Annotated in this window: 14 protein-coding genes and 1 tRNA gene; 8 read left to right on the top strand and 7 right to left on the bottom strand. The window is 60.0% G+C overall.

The window, feature by feature from the left end; translation table 11 throughout:
• Positions 1 to 14: 14 nt before the first annotated feature.
• Complete coding sequence (gene uvrB / locus AC07NR_RS03975) at positions 15 to 2,030, bottom strand: excinuclease ABC subunit UvrB (RefSeq protein WP_248738786.1); 2,016 nt, start codon at positions 2,028 to 2,030, stop codon at positions 15 to 17.
• A 336-nt stretch (positions 2,031 to 2,366) separates the two neighbouring features.
• Between uvrB and AC07NR_RS03980 the strand changes: the two genes are divergently transcribed.
• The 3 genes from AC07NR_RS03980 (at position 2,367) to AC07NR_RS03990 (ending at position 4,021) form a co-directional block, all read left to right on the top strand.
• On the top strand, positions 2,367 to 3,563 hold the full coding sequence (locus tag AC07NR_RS03980; protein WP_495077851.1) for an amino acid aminotransferase: 1,197 nt from the start codon (positions 2,367 to 2,369) through the stop codon (positions 3,561 to 3,563).
• A gap of 111 nt (positions 3,564 to 3,674) precedes the next feature.
• Positions 3,675 to 3,875, top strand: a complete 201-nt coding sequence (locus AC07NR_RS03985; RefSeq protein ID WP_065257405.1) for a hypothetical protein — start codon at positions 3,675 to 3,677, stop codon at positions 3,873 to 3,875.
• Positions 3,876 to 3,945: 70 nt separating this feature from the next.
• Positions 3,946 to 4,021: transfer RNA gene (locus tag AC07NR_RS03990), tRNA-Asn, on the top strand.
• 123 nt (positions 4,022 to 4,144) lie between these two features.
• Here the strand turns inward: AC07NR_RS03990 and AC07NR_RS03995 are convergent.
• On the bottom strand, positions 4,145 to 5,665 hold the full coding sequence (locus tag AC07NR_RS03995; protein WP_085711984.1) for a nucleobase:cation symporter-2 family protein: 1,521 nt from the start codon (positions 5,663 to 5,665) through the stop codon (positions 4,145 to 4,147).
• Positions 5,666 to 5,919: 254 nt separating this feature from the next.
• Here AC07NR_RS03995 and AC07NR_RS04000 point away from each other — a divergent pair, with 254 nt between their 5' ends.
• Positions 5,920 to 6,204, top strand: a complete 285-nt coding sequence (locus tag AC07NR_RS04000; protein ID WP_495077852.1) for a BrnT family toxin — start codon at positions 5,920 to 5,922, stop codon at positions 6,202 to 6,204.
• 3 nt (positions 6,205 to 6,207) lie between these two features.
• Positions 6,208 to 6,537: a BrnA antitoxin family protein gene (locus AC07NR_RS04005; protein ID WP_495077853.1), complete on the top strand. Its 330-nt coding sequence runs from the start codon at positions 6,208 to 6,210 to the stop codon at positions 6,535 to 6,537.
• A 3-nt stretch (positions 6,538 to 6,540) separates the two neighbouring features.
• Here AC07NR_RS04005 and AC07NR_RS04010 read toward each other — a convergent pair whose 3' ends face one another.
• Positions 6,541 to 7,368: an arylamine N-acetyltransferase family protein gene (locus tag AC07NR_RS04010; RefSeq protein WP_248738783.1), complete on the bottom strand. Its 828-nt coding sequence runs from the start codon at positions 7,366 to 7,368 to the stop codon at positions 6,541 to 6,543.
• A 183-nt stretch (positions 7,369 to 7,551) separates the two neighbouring features.
• On the opposite strand from AC07NR_RS04010, the gene AC07NR_RS04015 reads away from it, so the two are divergent.
• A complete protein-coding gene (locus AC07NR_RS04015; protein WP_495077854.1) occupies positions 7,552 to 8,139 on the top strand; it encodes a GNAT family N-acetyltransferase in 588 nt (195 codons plus the stop codon).
• A 6-nt stretch (positions 8,140 to 8,145) separates the two neighbouring features.
• Here AC07NR_RS04015 and AC07NR_RS04020 read toward each other — a convergent pair whose 3' ends face one another.
• The 3 genes from AC07NR_RS04020 to AC07NR_RS04030 all read right to left on the bottom strand — a co-directional run bounded on the left by AC07NR_RS04020 (position 8,146) and on the right by AC07NR_RS04030 (position 11,391).
• Positions 8,146 to 9,588 carry a mechanosensitive ion channel family protein gene (locus AC07NR_RS04020; RefSeq protein WP_085711979.1) on the bottom strand — a complete coding sequence of 481 codons (1,443 nt, stop codon included), beginning with the start codon at positions 9,586 to 9,588 and terminating at the stop codon, positions 8,146 to 8,148.
• Positions 9,589 to 9,738: 150 nt separating this feature from the next.
• On the bottom strand, positions 9,739 to 10,365 hold the full coding sequence (ycaC, locus tag AC07NR_RS04025) for an isochorismate family cysteine hydrolase YcaC (RefSeq protein WP_096821173.1): 627 nt from the start codon (positions 10,363 to 10,365) through the stop codon (positions 9,739 to 9,741).
• Positions 10,366 to 10,524: 159 nt separating this feature from the next.
• Positions 10,525 to 11,391, bottom strand: coding sequence for a pirin family protein (locus tag AC07NR_RS04030; RefSeq protein WP_495077855.1), 867 nt, complete (start codon positions 11,389 to 11,391; stop codon positions 10,525 to 10,527).
• Positions 11,392 to 11,495: 104 nt separating this feature from the next.
• Here AC07NR_RS04030 and AC07NR_RS04035 point away from each other — a divergent pair, with 104 nt between their 5' ends.
• Together AC07NR_RS04035 and dkgB are read left to right on the top strand one after the other, a co-directional pair.
• Positions 11,496 to 12,404: a LysR substrate-binding domain-containing protein gene (locus AC07NR_RS04035; protein WP_495077856.1), complete on the top strand. Its 909-nt coding sequence runs from the start codon at positions 11,496 to 11,498 to the stop codon at positions 12,402 to 12,404.
• A 116-nt stretch (positions 12,405 to 12,520) separates the two neighbouring features.
• Entirely contained in the window at positions 12,521 to 13,324 is an 804-nt protein-coding gene (gene dkgB, locus AC07NR_RS04040; protein WP_305835262.1) for a 2,5-didehydrogluconate reductase DkgB, read from the top strand.
• Between the two features lie 4 nt (positions 13,325 to 13,328).
• Here dkgB and AC07NR_RS04045 read toward each other — a convergent pair whose 3' ends face one another.
• Positions 13,329 to 16,550, bottom strand: coding sequence for an ATP-binding protein (locus tag AC07NR_RS04045; RefSeq protein WP_495077857.1), 3,222 nt, complete (start codon positions 16,548 to 16,550; stop codon positions 13,329 to 13,331).
• Positions 16,551 to 16,555 lie beyond the last annotated feature (5 nt).

Raw genomic sequence — 16,555 nt, forward strand, 5'->3', positions numbered from 1 at the left:
GTGGGAACGATCAGTCAGACTGCCAATAGCCGCTCGCGCATTTTCGCAATCTCGTCGCGCATCTGCGCCGCCGCTTCGAACTCCAGGTCGCGGGCCAACTGGTACATCTTCTCTTCCAGTTGGCGGATGCGCTTGGTGATCTCGCTCGGCGAGCGCAATTCGGCTTCGTACTTGGCATTTTCTTCGGCGGCCTTGGCCATGCCTTTGCGCTTCTTGCTGCGCGAACCAGGCACGGTGGCGCCTTCCATGATGTCGGCGACGTCCTTGAACACGCCCTTCGGCGTAATGCCATTAGCCAGGTTGAAGGCGATCTGCTTGTCGCGACGGCGCTCGGTCTCGCCGATAGCACGCTCCATCGAACCGGTGATGCGATCCGCGTAGAGAATCGCCCGGCCATTGAGGTTACGTGCCGCACGGCCAATGGTCTGGATCAATGAGCGTTCGGAACGCAGAAAGCCTTCCTTGTCCGCATCGAGAATCGCCACCAGTGACACTTCCGGCATGTCCAGGCCTTCACGCAGCAGGTTGATCCCCACCAGTACATCGAACGTGCCCAAACGCAGGTCGCGGATGATTTCGACCCGCTCGACCGTGTCGATGTCCGAGTGCAGATAACGCACACGGACGCCGTGATCAGCCAGGTAATCGGTCAGGTCTTCGGCCATGCGCTTGGTCAGCGTGGTGACCAGTACTCGCTCCTCCACTGCCACACGCTTGGTGATTTCCGAAAGCAGATCGTCAACCTGAGTCAGCGCCGGACGCACTTCAACCTGCGGGTCAACCAGTCCGGTCGGGCGCACAACCTGTTCGATCACTCGTCCGGCATGTTCGGCTTCATAGTTGCCGGGCGTGGCCGAGACGAAAATCGTCTGCGGGCTCACCCCTTCCCACTCGTCGAAACGCATCGGCCGGTTGTCCAGCGCCGATGGCAGACGGAAGCCGTATTCCACCAGCGTTTCTTTACGCGAACGGTCGCCCTTATACATCGCGCCAACCTGCGGCACGCTGACGTGGGACTCGTCGATCACCAGCAACGCATCGGCCGGCAGGTAATCGTAGAGGGTTGGCGGAGCCGCGCCGGCCGGGCGTCCGGACAGGTAGCGCGAGTAGTTTTCGATGCCGTTGCAGTAACCGAGCTCGAGGATCATCTCCAGGTCGAACCGGGTACGTTGCTCCAGACGCTGGGCTTCGACCAGTTTGTTGTTGTTACGCAGGTATTCCAGACGTTCCTGCAGCTCGACCTTGATCCCTTCGATGGCGTCGAGCAGGGTTTCCCGGGGCGTCACGTAGTGGCTTTTCGGGTAGAAGGTGAAGCGCGGAAGCTTGCGGATGACTTCGCCGGTCAGCGGGTCGAACGCGGAAATGCTCTCCACTTCGTCATCGAACAGCTCGATACGGATCGCTTCGAGGTCGGATTCGGCCGGATAGATGTCGATCACATCGCCGCGCACGCGGAACGTGGCACGGGCGAAATCCATGTCGTTGCGGGTGTATTGCAAGTCGGCCAGACGCCGCACCAGCGCACGCTGATCGAGCTTGTCGCCGCGATCGACGTGCAACACCATTTTCAAATAGGTTTCCGGGCTGCCCAGACCGTAGATGCACGACACCGTGGTGACGATGATCGCGTCCTTGCGCTCGAGCAATGCCTTGGTTGCCGACAGGCGCATCTGCTCGATGTGGTCGTTGATCGACGCATCCTTCTCGATGAAGGTGTCGGACGACGGCACATAGGCTTCCGGCTGGTAGTAGTCGTAGTAGGAAACGAAGTATTCGACGGCGTTGTTCGGGAAGAACGACTTGAATTCGCCGTAAAGCTGCGCGGCCAGGGTCTTGTTCGGCGCCAGCACCAGGGTCGGACGCTGCACCTGGGCAATCACGTTGGCGATGCTGAAGGTCTTGCCCGAACCGGTCACACCGAGCAGGGTCTGGTGCGCCAGCCCGGCCTCAATGCCCTCGACCATCTGGCGAATGGCTTCAGGCTGATCGCCGGCAGGGTCGAATCGGGTGACGAGCTGGAATTCAGACATAAACACCTCTGGAATCGCGACGCCGGCGACAAAACGCAGCACCACGAGAAAGACCGCAAACGACCGATGTCGCGCAAGGAAAAACGAAGATTGTGCTGAATGTGGAGCCGATTGCCTCGCCTTTCAAGGCAAACGTCCTACATCCGGTAAAGTCTCCGACAAGTCCATTCGACTAACGGTCGAGAAATAATCGGAAAAACTTACCTGAAAACCCGATTCGCCTGTCGCCATTGATCGATGGTGGCCTCTATACTAGCTCCCCGTTTGTGCACCGCTCTAGTGCATTCGGCTGGAGCGCCACACGTCCCTCCACTCTCCATTAGAGCTGCCGTAAAAATGAGCCTGTTCTCCGCTGTCGAAATGGCACCCCGCGATCCAATCCTGGGCCTCAACGAAGCATTCAACGCCGATACCCGGACCAACAAGGTCAACCTCGGGGTGGGTGTGTACTGCAACGAAGAGGGGCGAATTCCACTCCTGCGCGCCGTTATCGAAGCCGAAACCATTCGCGCTGCTCAGCATGCCTCCCGTGGCTATCTGCCAATCGACGGCATCGCGGCCTACGACCAGGCTGTGCAAAAGCTGCTGTTCGGCAATGATTCGCCACTGCTGGCCGCTGGCCGCGTGGTCACCACTCAGGCCGTCGGCGGGACCGGCGCACTGAAAATCGGTGCCGACTTCCTCAATCAACTGCTGCCGAATGCCGTTGTGGCGATCAGCGACCCGAGCTGGGAAAACCACCGTGCGCTGTTCGAAACCGCCGGTTTCCCGGTGCAGAACTACCGCTACTACGACGCCGCCACCCACGACGTGAACCGTGCCGGCCTGCTCGAAGACCTCAACGCCCTGCCGAACGGCTCGATCATCGTGCTGCACGCTTGCTGCCACAACCCGACCGGCGTCGACCTGAGCCCGGCGGACTGGAACAACGTGCTGGAAGCGGTCAAGGCCAAAGGTCACGTGCCGTTCCTCGACATGGCTTACCAGGGTTTCGGTGACGGCATCGCCGAAGACGCCGCTGCCGTGCGTCTGTTCGCCGAGTCCGGCCTGACCTTCTTCGTGTCGAGCTCGTTCTCCAAGTCGTTCTCGCTGTACGGCGAGCGCGTCGGCGCGCTGTCGATCGTCAGCGAATCGAAAGAAGAAAGCGCCCGCGTTCTGTCGCAGGTCAAGCGCGTGATCCGCACCAACTACTCCAACCCGCCGACTCACGGCGCAAGCGTTGTCGCCGCTGTGCTGAACAGCCCGGAACTGCGCGCTCAGTGGGAAGCCGAACTGGCCGAAATGCGCCTGCGCATTCGCGGCATGCGCGAGCAGATGGTTGCTCTGCTGGCGAAGAAAGCTCCGCAGCGTGACTTCAGCTTCGTCGGTCGTCAGCGTGGCATGTTCTCCTACTCCGGCCTGACCACCGAGCAGGTTCACCGCCTGCGCAACGAGTTCGGCATCTACGCCCTGGACACCGGCCGCATCTGCGTCGCCGCGCTGAACCAGAGCAACATCGAAGCCGTGACGGACGCCATCGTTCAGGTCATCTGATCCGGCGCTGCACTGAAAACGGGAAGCTTTCGGGCTTCCCGTTTTTATTTGTCTGAAGAAAAGCCGCAACACCCACTAGACTGCAAACAGACGCTATCTCAGAGAACCGACATGAAAAACGATGACCTGCGCGCCGATCGCGATGAGCTGGACTACTATCCGCCCCGCACCTCGGGCAAACGCGAAAAGAGCCTGGTACTGCAAGTGGCGGCCGGCGTGTTTCTCGGCGGCCTGGCCCTTTGGCTGGTGCAACTGGCGGCCACAGCGTTGTACGCAAAACTGCTGATGGGGACCTTTACATTCGGTGGCTGAAAACCGTTCAGCAAAAAAATATCCGGCAAAGCTTGACTAGTCTTTTTAAATCAGTAACATACGCACCAATTCCGCAATAGCTCAGTTGGTAGAGCAAGTGACTGTTAATCACTGGGTCCCTGGTTCGAGTCCAGGTTGTGGAGCCAAATACAGAGCCCCTGAATCGAAAGATTCAGGGGCTTTTTTGTGGGCGCTGAGAAAGTCAGCACCATAAAAAGGGCCGATCAGTTTCACAACTGATCGGCCCTTTTCTGTTTCAGAAACAGCGGTCAGACGTGCTCGCTGCTCTTGGCATGCACTTTCGGTGCGCCATGACCGTGATCCGAATCCGGATCGATCACCGGCACTTCATTGCCATCGCAGTCATGCAGCTTGCCGTCGCTGAAGTAGTCCCCTTCACGCAGCGCCGCCAGATCCCGATAACGCAGGGTCCGCTCTTCTGCCGCCGCGAACACCGACTGCTGATCCGAGTTACCCGCCGTGAAGTGGTTGAACGCCAGGTTCAGCAGGATCGCCATGATCGCCGACGAACTGATGCCCGAATGGAAAATGGTCGCGAACCAGCTCGGGAAGTGATCGTAGAAGTTCGGCGCGGCAATCGGGATCATGCCGAAACCGATTGAGGTCGCAACGATGATCAGGTTGACGTTGTTGCGGTAATCCACCTTGGACAGCGTGCGGATGCCGCTCGCCGCCACGGTGCCGAACAGCACGATACCCGCGCCGCCCAGTACCGACGTAGGCACCGCCGCAATCACCCGGCCCATGAACGGCAGCAAGCCGAGGATCACCAGAAAGATACCGCCGGTGGCCACCACATAACGGCTCTTGATTCCGGTCACCGCCACCAGCCCGACGTTCTGGGCGAAGGCGCTCTGGGTGAACGAACCGAAGATCGGCGCAAACATGCTCGACAGCATGTCCGCCCGCAGGCCGTTACCCAGACGTTTGGAGTCGACCTTGGTGCCGATGATTTCACCGACCGCCAGGATGTCCGCCGAGGTTTCCACCAGCGTCACCATGACCACGATGCACATCGACAGGATCGCAGCGAAGTGGAAGGTCGGCATGCCGAAATGGAACGGTGTCGGGAAGCCGAACATCGGCCCTTGGGTAACGCTGGAGAAATCCGCCATGCCAAGGAACACCGCCAGTACCGTGCCGATCACCATCGCCAACAGGATCGACAGACGCGAGATGGTCGAGCTGCCGACCTTGCTCAGCAGCAGCACCAGCACCAGCGTGACCGCCGCCAGACCGATGTTCTGCATGCTGCCGAAGTCCGGAGCATGACTGTTGCCACCCATGGCCCAGCGTGCGGCCACCGGCATCAGCGTCAGGCCGATGGTGGTGATCACGATGCCGGTAACCAGCGGTGGAAAGAACTTGGTGATGCGCGAGAACACCGGCGTGATCAGCAAACCGATCAACGACGCGGCAATCACCGCCCCGAGCACCGACTGAAAGCCACCCTCCCCGCCGCTGCTGACAATCGCCACCATAGTCGCGACACCGGAGAACGACACACCCTGCACCAGCGGCAACTGACATCCGAAAAACGGTAGACCCAGGGTTTGCAGCAACGTGGCCAGCCCCCCCGCAAACAATGAAGCAGCAATCAACAGACCAATGTCCGCCGGCGACAACCCGGCAGCCTGACCGATGATCAGAGGCACCGCGACGATACCGCCATACATGGTCAGAACATGTTGCAGGCCGTAAGCCATATTCGCGCCGACCCCGAGGTTTTCGTCCTCGGGCCGTTGGTGTGAAACATGGGGCGTTTTCATGGTGGGGGGTTCCCTGGTTTTTGTTATGCGCACACTGTATTCAATAGTCGTGACAAATGTCCATAGAGTTGTATACAACTTATCAGTCACATTATGGATAGGTAGCCACCCAACCTTCTATCCCGCTGCTTCCATCCCCCACAAATCCGGCAACACATCGTTAACTGGCCCCGCGTCTTATCCACCTAGGCTGAAGTGTTCATGGCGACCGACGGCGCGGTCGCACTCTTTTTTATACATATAAAGTATGCATAATGAAGTCATTCAAGATTCAGTTCGACAAAAGCAAGAATGCTGCCAACAAACTCAAGCACAGAGGGATCAGCCTCGCCGAGGCCGAACCGGTCTTCCACGACGAACGAGCGTTGACCATTGAAGACAACGATCATGACGAGCAACGCTGGATCACACTCGGCACCGACGCCAAGGGACGTTTGCTGGTCGTTGTTTACAGCTATCGGGAGCCGAATATTGTTCGAATCATTTCCGCGCGCAGCGCAACACCCAGCGAGCGACGCCATTATTTTCCGGAGACTTGATCAATGAAGGATGAATACGATTTCACCCAGGGAAAACGAGGCGCCGTCGCCTCCAACAAGGGCAAGACCCGCATCACCATCATGCTCGATGACGCAGTCATCGAGGCCGCGCGGGAAGTCGCAGAAAGCGAGGGTTATGGCTATCAGACGGTAATCAACAACACCCTGCGCCACGCACTGCTTAACAGCAGTGCCACAGCCAATGAACTCGAGCAGTCCAGCGGACAATTCAAGAAAGGCATCACCGCCACCGACCTCAAGAGCCTTGAGAAAAAACTGTCGGCGGCCGTTAACGAAATCCGGCGGGTACTGGAGCCGGATGCCAAACCTTAGACTTCAGGCCGGCTGGATCAAGCGCGCCAGCGCCAGACGTGCACCGGGCTGGTGCGGCAAGCGCAGACCGAACTCCCGTTCCAGCAATTCAATCAGTTCGTCGACATCCGTCACTTCACGCCGCTCGCTCTCGGCGCCGATGCGGTGGATCGCGAAACTGCCATTATTCAACGTGCGTCGCCAGCCGTCGCCCGTACGCGCGACCATCAGGCGCTGGGCGAACGGTGAGTCCGGATGGGTCGAGACGTACCAGTTGCCAAGGGTGTAATCGATGTCTTCCTGGCGTTGCAGGTCGAACAGGTACATCGGCCGCCATTCGCCGGCGACTCTGGCCCGCAGCATGTAGCCATCGGCTTGTACTTCGATGCGATACGGCTCGTGCGGCGTGGATTGCTCGGCTTCGGTATCGAGCACCAGCGGCGCGGTCGGCACCATGCCGCCGAAGCCGACATCGGTGATATAGCGCACGCCGTCGAGGGTCACCAGGCTCAAACGATGAGTGCGTGCCGTCCAGCTGCCTTCAGGCTGATTCATGACCACACGCCCGCTGATGCCTCGCGCATCGAAACCGAGCTCCAGCAACAAGGCCAGAAACAGATTATTGAGTTCGTAGCAGTAACCCCCACGGGCATCCTCCAGAACCTTGCGCTGGATCGACGGCAGATCGATCAGTACAGGTTCGCCGCTGAGCGTCGAAAGATTCTCGAAGGGAAAGGCACCGGTATGACGCAACTGCAACAGACGCAGGGTCTCAAGGGTCGGTGCCGGGGGCGTGTCGAACCCCAACCGTTGCAGATACTGTTTCAGATTCGTCAGGCGTGGCTCGCTCATTGCTCGGTCCTTAGGCATGGAGACGCGGATCGTTCCGCTGATGGTCGCCATGTATACGGGATCCGGGCATCGAATCGACAATTGATTTCACCAATCGGCCTTGGCGCCTGAACCGGCGGTTGCAACGACGCTGCCCGATGCGGCGTAATAAGACCTCGCCCGAACCACCGAGAGCCACGCCCCATGCACATCACACTGCAAGGCCAGGGCATCGTCCTGCGCCCCCTGCAATATTCCGATGCCGACGCCCTGCTCCACGCCGCCGCGGACGGCGAACTGTGGAATCTCACCGTCACCGTGGTGCCGTCGGCGAGCACTGTCGACAGCTATCTGAAAAAGGCCCTAGACGGGCGTGAGGCAGGCACAGTCATGCCGTTTGCGATCGTGTTGAAGGAAACCGGCGAGGTGATCGGCTCGACCCGTTTCTGGAAGATAGATCCGCTCAATCGCAAACTGGAGATCGGCAGCAGCTGGATCTCGGCACGCTTCCAGAAAACCTTCGTCAACACCGAAGCCAAGTACCTGATGCTGCGTCACGCCTTCGAGGTGCTCGATTGCGTGCGCGTGCAATTCACCACCGACGAAAATAACCAGAAATCACGCCATGCGATCCTGCGTCTGGGCGCGCAGCAGGAAGGCATCGTGCGTCACGAGCGGATCATGCCCGACGGCCGCAAGCGCAACTCGGTGCGTTTCAGCATCATTGATGATGAATGGCCAGAGGTGCGCTTGAACCTCGAACAGAAACTCGCCAGATACGAACGCCGCTGATCCGGCTCAGGCGCGATGGCGCAACCACTGCAGGAAGCCTCTTTTCGGCACGGCTACCGGCGTTTCCTGAGTCAGCGCCTGCGCCTTGAGCAGGCGGAAATCGAGCAGCGCCTTCATTGCATCGTTGATGTCATGACGGGCATCCAGGCAAGGCTTGAGATACGACTTCTCGATGCGGTACAGGGCGCAGAACGTCTTGGCGGAAAAGTCGGCCGGCAACGAGGTATCGGAAAGGATCCCGGCCTCGCCGATCACTTCCCCCGGCCCCATACGCCCTGATTCGAACGGTACGCCGTGCCGGTTCAACGTCACCGAAACCACGCCGGACTCGATGATGAACAGATGGTCACTGACCTCGCCACCCGCCAGAATGATCTCGCCGGCACGGAAGGTTTGCAGGGCCATGTTCTGGCTGAAGGTCTCTTTTTCTTCCTGACGCAGGGTGGAGAAAATCGGCGAGCTGTCGAGCAGCGCCCGTGGCCGTGAGAGATGAGCCGGCGCGGCGGGTTCATCACTCGACAGCAGATTGACTCCGGACGCTTGCAGATGCCGGTAAGCCAGATCGAACAACTGATTGCGCACCGCACGCTTCTCGCTCATCGACGCCACGAAACCACTGATTTCATATTCCGCGCCGGCACTGCTCGAACTCTTCAACGCGACGCTTGGCGCCGGGTTGTCCAGCAATGGGCGACAGCCTTGCATCGCCCGCTCCAGGGCGTCGATCACCGAATTCGGCCGGGCATGGGGGCTGACCTGCACACTGACGGCAACACCGAACATGTTGCTCGGGCGACTGAAGTTGATGATCTTGGCCTTGGCCGCCAGTGAGTTGGGAATCACTGCCATGCTGCCCTGAGAAGTCTGCAGGCGCGTGGCGCGCCAGTCGATGTCGGTGACCCGCCCTTCCGTGCCGTCGATGGAAATCCAGTCATCGAGTTGATAGGGCTTGGTGGTGTTCAGGACGATCCCGGAGAACACATCGCTCAATGTGCTCTGCAACGCCAGACCGACGATGATCGCCAGTGCTCCGGACGTGGCCAGCACGCCCTTGACCGGCAGGTCCAGCACATAGGCCAGCGCCGCAATGATGGCGATCAGGAAAATCACCGCGCCGAGCAGATCCTGCAGCAGCCGCCCGGTGTGGCCGACCCGCTGCATCATCACCGCGCCGATCAACACCGTCAGCGTGCGTGCGCCGAACAGCCACCAGCCGATCTGCAACCCGGTCGCCGCCAGATGCAGCGGCACGTTGTCGGCCCAGGGCGCCGGCTCCATCGGATTGAGACCTTCGTTGAACAGCAGCACGCTGAACAGGCTGAAAATCAGCACCCGCACCAGCAGCTTCCATTCGCTGCCGTGGGAACTGATCAGGCGCCACAGGCCCAGGTCGAGCAGGATCAGGATCAACGCGCAGAACAACGGATGTTCAGTCAGCAGTGACAGCATCAAACAACTCCGACAGAGGTCAATCGCGAGAAGATCGCACAGATTGGGCTTAGTGTAGGAGCAATTGATTTGGCGGGATGAGTGCTATTTGGCGGGTGCCGAAAAAACCTGTGGGAGACAACGTGTTCCCACAGGTTTTCATGGGGTTGATTACTTGCCGCTGGTCAGCGTGCTGTAACTGGTCATCAGGTTGCGGTAGTCCGGGATGTGGTTGGAGAACAACGTGCCCAGCCCTTCGATATCGTTGCGCCAGTCACGGTGCAACTCGCAGGCCAGACCGAACCAGGTCATCAATTGAGCGCCGGCGCTGGACATACGGTTCCATGCCGATTCACGGGTCAGTTCATTGAACGTGCCGGAGGCGTCGGTCACCACGAATACATCAAACCCTTCTTCAAGGGCCGACAGCGCCGGGAATGCCACACACACTTCCGTCACCACGCCGGCAATGATCAGCTGTTTCTTGCCGGTAGCCTTGATCGCCTTGACGAAGTCCTCGTTGTCCCAGGCATTGATCTGGCCGGGACGGGCAATGTACGGCGCCTCGGGGAACAACGCCTTGAGCTCGGGCACCAGCGGGCCGTTGGGGCCGGTTTCGAAACTGGTGGTCAGGATCGTCGGCAGCTTGAAGTACTTGGCCAGGTCGGCCAGCGCCAGCACGTTGTTTTTGAACCGGTCAGGCTCGATGTCGCGCACCAGCGACAACAGCCCGGCCTGATGGTCGACCAGCAGAACGGCGGCGTTGTTCTTGTCCAGACGTTTGTATTGAGTGCTCATTGCAGTAATCCTCGCGTGTTGTCGATCTCGACGAAATGTCGAGGTCTCGGGTCAGCGCCGGGAATCCAGCGTTTTCTCTTTCTTTTGGGCAGCAGCCATCCCTGGCCTTCGAACCGGCCTACGCATCCTGTGTAGAGCGGGGTGTGGAAGCGCGGCGTGTCAGCCGTGCATGCGGCCGAAGCGGCCGGACTGGAAGTCGGCGAATGCCTGGTGGATTTCCTGCTCGGTGTTCATCACGAACGGACCGTGGCCGACGATGGGTTCGTCGATCGGCTCGCCGCTGAGCAGCAACACCACCGCATCTTCGCTGGCCTCAAGTGTCAGTTGCCGGCCGTCACGCTCGAACAGCGCCAACTGGCCCTGACGCACCGACTCCAGGCCGTTGACCTGCACCGAACCGCGCAACAGCACCAACGCGGTGTTGCGGCCCTCGTGCAGATCCAGCGTCAGCAACTTGCCGGCATTCAGGCGCAGATCCCACACATCGATAGGCGTGAAAGTACGGGACGGGCCTTTGTGGCCGTCGAACTCACCGGCGATCAGACGCAGGCTACCCGCGCCATCCTTGAGTGCGATGGTCGGAATGTCACCATCCAGAATGGTCTGGTAACCGGGCACCGCCATTTTGTCCTTGGCGGGCAGGTTGACCCACAGCTGCACCATTTCCAGATTGCCGCCGGTTCTGGCGAAGTTGTCCGAGTGAAACTCCTCATGCAGGATCCCGGACGCAGCGGTCATCCACTGCACATCGCCCGGGCCGATGGTGCCGCCGGCACCGGTGGAGTCGCGGTGCTGCACTTCGCCCTCGTAAACGATAGTCACGGTTTCGAACCCGCGGTGCGGATGCTGACCAACGCCACGTCGCTCGGTGGTCGGGGTGAATTGCGCAGGCCCGGCGTGATCCAGTAGCAGGAACGGGCTGATGTGCTTGCCCAGGTTGTCGTAGGAAAACAGCGTGCGAACCGGGAAACCATCGCCGACCCAATGGCCGCGAGGGCTGGTGTAGATACCGATGATGTTTTTCATGGTTGCCTCCAATCGGGTGAATGACGCGATGGATTAAGCTTAAATCCATGACCATTGATGGACTAGACTGCAAAAATCAGCCTTAGCGTTCTATATGGAGAACGATGGTGGAAGACCTCAACACCCTCTATTACTTCACTCAAGTGGTGGAGCATCGTGGCTTTGCCGCCGCTGGTCGTGCGCTGGACATCCCCAAATCGAAACTCAGCCGACGCATCTCGGAGCTCGAAGAACGCCTTGGTGTACGCCTGCTGCACCGCACCAGCCGGCATTGCTCGCTGACCGAAATCGGCCAGGCCTACTACCAGCGCTGCCTGGCGATGCGGGTCGAGGCCGAGAGCGCCGCCGAGCTGATCGAGCGCAATCGCTCCGAACCTCAGGGGCTGGTACGCCTGAGCTGCCCGACGGCGCTGCTCAATTCCTGGGTCGGGCCGATGCTCACCCGCTACATGCTCAAGTATCCGCTGGTCGAAGTGTTCATCGAGAGTACGAACCGCCGGGTCGACCTGCTGCACGAAGGTTTCGACATTGCGCTGCGCGTGCGTTTTCCACCACTGGAAAACACCGACATGGTGATGAAGGTGCTGGGTAACAGCACTCAGTCAGTGGTAGGTAGCCCGATGTTTGCCGAGCGCTTGTCGTCACCGCCCTCGCCGGCCGATCTTAATGGTTTGCCGAGCCTGCATTGGGGTGCGGCGCAACGTGAGTATGAATGGGAACTGCTCGGCCCGAACGGCGCTTCGGCACAGGTCCGGCACAGGCCAAGGCTGGTCACTGATGACCTGATCGCCCTGCGTCAGGCGGTAATTGCCGGGGTCGGCGTTGCGCATCTGCCGAGTGTGGTCGTGCGCGAAGACATCGCGGCAGGACGCGTGGTGGAGTTGATTCCGGGCTGGGCACCGAAATGCGGGATCGTGCACGCGATCTTTCCTTCGCGCCGGGGACTACTGCCGTCAGTGCGCACCTTGATCGATTTTCTGGGTGAAGAATTTGCTCACAGCGACATCGCTTGAGACCTGCGATTGATTCGTGACTTCCGGTCAACAGTACTTTGCCCCGACAGTGGTTTTTCTCATGGAAGCAGCAGCGGATACTCCCGTCCATTCCCACTGCAATCCTGGAGTTCTAGATGTCTGTTCCCGCTTTCGGTCTTGGTACGTTTCGCTTGCAAGGTCAGGTGGTCATCGATTCGGTGAGCACCGCCCTTGAGCTGGGTTACCGGGTCATCGACACTGCGCAAATCTACGAGAACGAAGCCGAGGTCGGCCAGGCTATCGCCGCCAGCGGCATCCCTCGCGACGAATTGTTCATCACCAGCAAGATCTGGATCGCCAACTTCGCCAAAGACCGTCTGATCGAAAGCCTCAAGGAAAGCCTGCAAAAGCTGCAGACCGACTACCTCGACCTGACGCTGATCCACTGGCCGTCGCCGGAAGATCAGGTGCCGGTGGAAGTATTCATGGGCGCCCTGCTGGAGGCCAAACGCCTGGGCCTGACCCGACAGATCGGTGTGTCCAACTTCACCATCGACCTGATGAAGCAAGCCATTGCAGCGGTGGGTGCAGAAAATATCGCCACCAACCAGATCGAGCTGCACCCGTACCTGCAAAACCGCAAGGTCGTGGAATTTGCCCAGAGCCAGGGCATCCAGATCACCTCGTACATGACCCTGGCCTATGGCGAAGTGCTGAAGGATCCATTGATTGTCGACATCGCCCAGCGTCTGCAAGCCACCCCGGCGCAGGTCACTCTGGCGTGGGCGATGCAATCGGGTTACGCGGTGATTCCGTCGTCGACCAAGCGCGCCAATCTGCAAAGCAACCTCGGCGCCACCGCGCTGACGCTGAGCGACGCCGATATGGCGCTGATCGACACACTGGAGCGCGGCCATCGCCTGACCAGCCCCCAAGGCATCGCGCCGCAGTGGGACTGACCACTCAGGCCTGAAGTTGCTGCGCGAGGTCGTGCATGGCCACGCGCAGCAATTCGATTGCAACGTTCAATGCGTCCTCAGGCTCTTCGTCCCCGCAGGCCTGTTCGAGTACCCGGCACGCCGAAACCACGCGCTCGGCACCGATCACATGCGCCCCGCCTGTAATGTGATGTGCCAGATCCTTCAGGCCTGCACGATCACCTTCCCGCCCGGATTTCTCCAGACGCTCCAGATCGCTGCGCAGACTGCTCAACACCTCCTCACGCAACTGCCCGATCAGCGGGTTGTCCGCTCCCGCCAGTTGCAACAGCGAGCTCAGATCGAAACCGGGCAATATCTGCTCCTCCGCTCCTGCGACCTTTATTTCGTCGGGTTCTGCGGCCATCAGCGCCAGATTCAGTTCCCGCAGCAAAACCGGTTTGAACAGGCAGTCGTCCATTCCGGCTGCCAGGCATCGCTGTTTTTCCTCCAGCTGTGCATTGGCGGTATACCCCAGAATTCGACAAGGCACCCTGCCTGCTGCCGTCTCTTCTTCGCGAATCGTTCGCGCCAGGTCATAACCGTTGAGCCCGGGCAGGTTGATGTCAGTGATCAGTGCATCGAAAGATTGACCGCGCCACAGATCCAGCGCCTGTTCACTACTCCCGATATCGACAAAGTGGTGCCCGAGCTCGCTCAACTGCCGACACAGCAGCAGACGATTCACCGGATGGTCGTCCACCACCAGTACATCCAGCGACCTCGCTGCCATCACCGTTGGAGTCGCAACGTTCTCATGGCCGGATGACTCCAGCACGGGCAGCTCCAGGCGCAGCATGACTTGTGTGCCTCGTCCGGGTTCGCTGGTCATCCATAAGTCGCCGCCCATCATCCGACACAGGCTGCGGCTGATCACCAGCCCCAGACCAGAACCGCTGCGGGCCGACATCGGCTGGCTGCCGACCTGCACAAAGGGGCTGAACAGGCGTTGCTGATCTTCGGCGCTGATGCCCCGTCCGCTGTCGTCGATGACAACACCGATTTCCAGCAGCCCGTCCGATACGGCGAACACTTGCAGTCGCAGGCTCACATCGCCTTCGTCGGTAAACTTGATCGCATTGCTCAGCAGATTCGACAACACCTGCTTGAAACGCAGGGCGTCGAGCATCACCTCGACATTGCTGCGTTCATCCAGCTCGACATGCCACGACAACTGCTTCTGGCGCGCCACTCCTTCGAAAATCCGACACACCGACAACACCGACTCACGTAGATGGGTGCGTTCGGGAGCCAGCGACAGATGACCGGATTCGATGCGTGCGATATCGAGAATATCGCCGATCAGTGCCAGCAGTTGCTGCCCCGCCGTGGATGCCACCTGAATGGCCGCGCGGTCGGTCACGCCTTCATCGGCATGCTTGAGCGCCAGTTCGAGCATGCCCAGCAAGGCATTCATGGGCGTACGGATTTCGTGACTCATGACTGCCAGAAAGGTGCTCTTGGCCCGGTTGGCGTCATCCGCCGCGTCCTTGGCTTCCTGCAGTTGAAGCAGCCATTGTTGGCGCTGGCGAATCTGCCAGCGCTGAAAGGCAATCCAGCCCAGCGCCAGCAGCAACAGCCCGGACGCAACGGTGAATCCAAGCAGGATCTCCCGTCGATGGCGCTGCCAGTAACTGTCATCGGCAACAGCGTCACGGCCCCAGCGCTCGACCAGATCGTCGAGTTCCTTCGGGGCAATGCTCAGCAGCGCCTTGTTCAGAATCGAATGCAAGACCACCGCATCCGGTGCAGTGGCCAACGCAATCCGGGCGGGCTGGTCCCCCACCGTACCGACTATCCGGGTACGCCCCCGGTACTGACGGGAAATCAGATAGCGCGCCACCATCAACGAACTCAGCGTGGCATCGGCCTGCCCGCTGACAATCGCTTCCATCCCGGCTGCCGGGCTTGGTACTTCGACCAATCTGAGCTGCGGTACTCGCTCCAGCAGGTAATCGCGCAACGGGTGACCGCGATAGATCGCCAACCGTTTACCGGCCATGTCGTCCAGGGTTCTCACGCCCGACGCCGATACTCCGCTGACCAGCACGAACGGATTGTTCAGATAGGCCCGGGAGAAACGCATTTCGAGTTCACGCTCGCTGCTGGGTGTCACCACGGGCAGCAGATCAAGTTCACCGGCCTTCAATTGTTCGATCTGTCGGTCCAGTGACTGCCCCCGTACGATCTCGAACTTCAGGCCGCTGCGCTGACTGATCAGGCTCAACAACTGCGCCGTGAGCCCCTGCACTTTTCCCTCGGCATCAAAGAACGTCAACGGGGCGAAATCCTCGATCGCACCGACACGTACGCTCGGATGCCGGGCGAGCCACGCCTGTTCACTGTCGCTGAGACTTACCCGTGCTTGTCCGGTCATGTCCGCCCGCCCGGCACTCCAGCGCAGCTCCATGGCCAGGCGCTGCTCCATGGGAATGGCCAGCAAGGCCTTGTCGACCAGTCGTTTCAAGCGTGTGTTGCTGCGAGTCAGGGCAAAGGCGAACGGGTTGGCGTCGAGACCCGAGGGGCCGGCCAGTTGCAGATCGTTGTGGAAGTTGATGTTGATCAGATAGCTGGCGCTGATGAAATCGCCGAGGTACAGATCATCCCGTCCGAATGCCACGGCGCCGAGGGCATCGAGAATCGAGCGATAACGCTGCAAAGTGGCTTGCGGGTAAGCCTTCTGGATGGTCGAGGCCGGCAGGTAGTCATCCACCATGGCGATGCGCTTGCCTGCCAGATCATCGGGCAACGGTTCGTCGAGCCGGGTCACCCACATCGGCTGATCTTCGGCATAGGCGCGAGACAGCATCAGCTCGGGATCGGCAATCTCATAGTTGTTCGAGGTGCCCAGCAAGTCCAGTTCGCCAGCCTTGAGCGCAGCCATGGCGCTTTCGCGGTCGGGGTAGCACCAGACCTCGATCCGGACATTCAGCACCTGTGCGATCGCGTCGGCGTATTCGGCCGTGAGGCCTTCCAGTTCATGCCGGTTGCGGGTCAATTCAAAAGGAGGATAGTCCGGCCCGGAAGCGCCGATGCGCAATACCGGGTGTGCCCGGAGCCACTGGCGATCCTGCTCGTCGAGGCGTACCTGCACGCCTTCCAGCCGGGTGCGGGAGATGATTTCCAGTTTTTGCACAGCCCCGGATGCCTGCACAGCGTTTGCCAAAAGGAAGATCATCAGAAGAATGCATCGCAGCGGCCTCATCATCGGGC

Source organism: Pseudomonas sp. GW821-FHT09C09 (assembly GCF_059418105.1).

Excerpts from the sequence above, each read along its gene's own strand:
- AC07NR_RS03980 (WP_495077851.1), top strand. The coding sequence starts at position 2,367 with ATGAGCCTGTTCTCCGCTGTCGAAATGGCACCCCGCGATCCAATCCTG.
- dkgB (WP_305835262.1), top strand. The coding sequence starts at position 12,521 with ATGTCTGTTCCCGCTTTCGGTCTTGGTACGTTTCGCTTGCAAGGTCAG.
- AC07NR_RS04030 (WP_495077855.1), bottom strand. The coding sequence starts at position 11,391 with ATGAAAAACATCATCGGTATCTACACCAGCCCTCGCGGCCATTGGGTC.
- AC07NR_RS04035 (WP_495077856.1), top strand. The coding sequence starts at position 11,496 with ATGGTGGAAGACCTCAACACCCTCTATTACTTCACTCAAGTGGTGGAG.
- uvrB (WP_248738786.1), bottom strand. The coding sequence starts at position 2,030 with ATGTCTGAATTCCAGCTCGTCACCCGATTCGACCCTGCCGGCGATCAG.
- AC07NR_RS04005 (WP_495077853.1), top strand. The coding sequence starts at position 6,208 with ATGAAGGATGAATACGATTTCACCCAGGGAAAACGAGGCGCCGTCGCC.
- AC07NR_RS04045 (WP_495077857.1), bottom strand. The coding sequence starts at position 16,550 with ATGATGAGGCCGCTGCGATGCATTCTTCTGATGATCTTCCTTTTGGCA.
- AC07NR_RS04015 (WP_495077854.1), top strand. The coding sequence starts at position 7,552 with ATGCACATCACACTGCAAGGCCAGGGCATCGTCCTGCGCCCCCTGCAA.
- ycaC (WP_096821173.1), bottom strand. The coding sequence starts at position 10,365 with ATGAGCACTCAATACAAACGTCTGGACAAGAACAACGCCGCCGTTCTG.
- AC07NR_RS04000 (WP_495077852.1), top strand. The coding sequence starts at position 5,920 with ATGAAGTCATTCAAGATTCAGTTCGACAAAAGCAAGAATGCTGCCAAC.
- AC07NR_RS04020 (WP_085711979.1), bottom strand. The coding sequence starts at position 9,588 with ATGCTGTCACTGCTGACTGAACATCCGTTGTTCTGCGCGTTGATCCTG.
- AC07NR_RS04010 (WP_248738783.1), bottom strand. The coding sequence starts at position 7,368 with ATGAGCGAGCCACGCCTGACGAATCTGAAACAGTATCTGCAACGGTTG.
- AC07NR_RS03985 (WP_065257405.1), top strand. The coding sequence starts at position 3,675 with ATGAAAAACGATGACCTGCGCGCCGATCGCGATGAGCTGGACTACTAT.
- AC07NR_RS03995 (WP_085711984.1), bottom strand. The coding sequence starts at position 5,665 with ATGAAAACGCCCCATGTTTCACACCAACGGCCCGAGGACGAAAACCTC.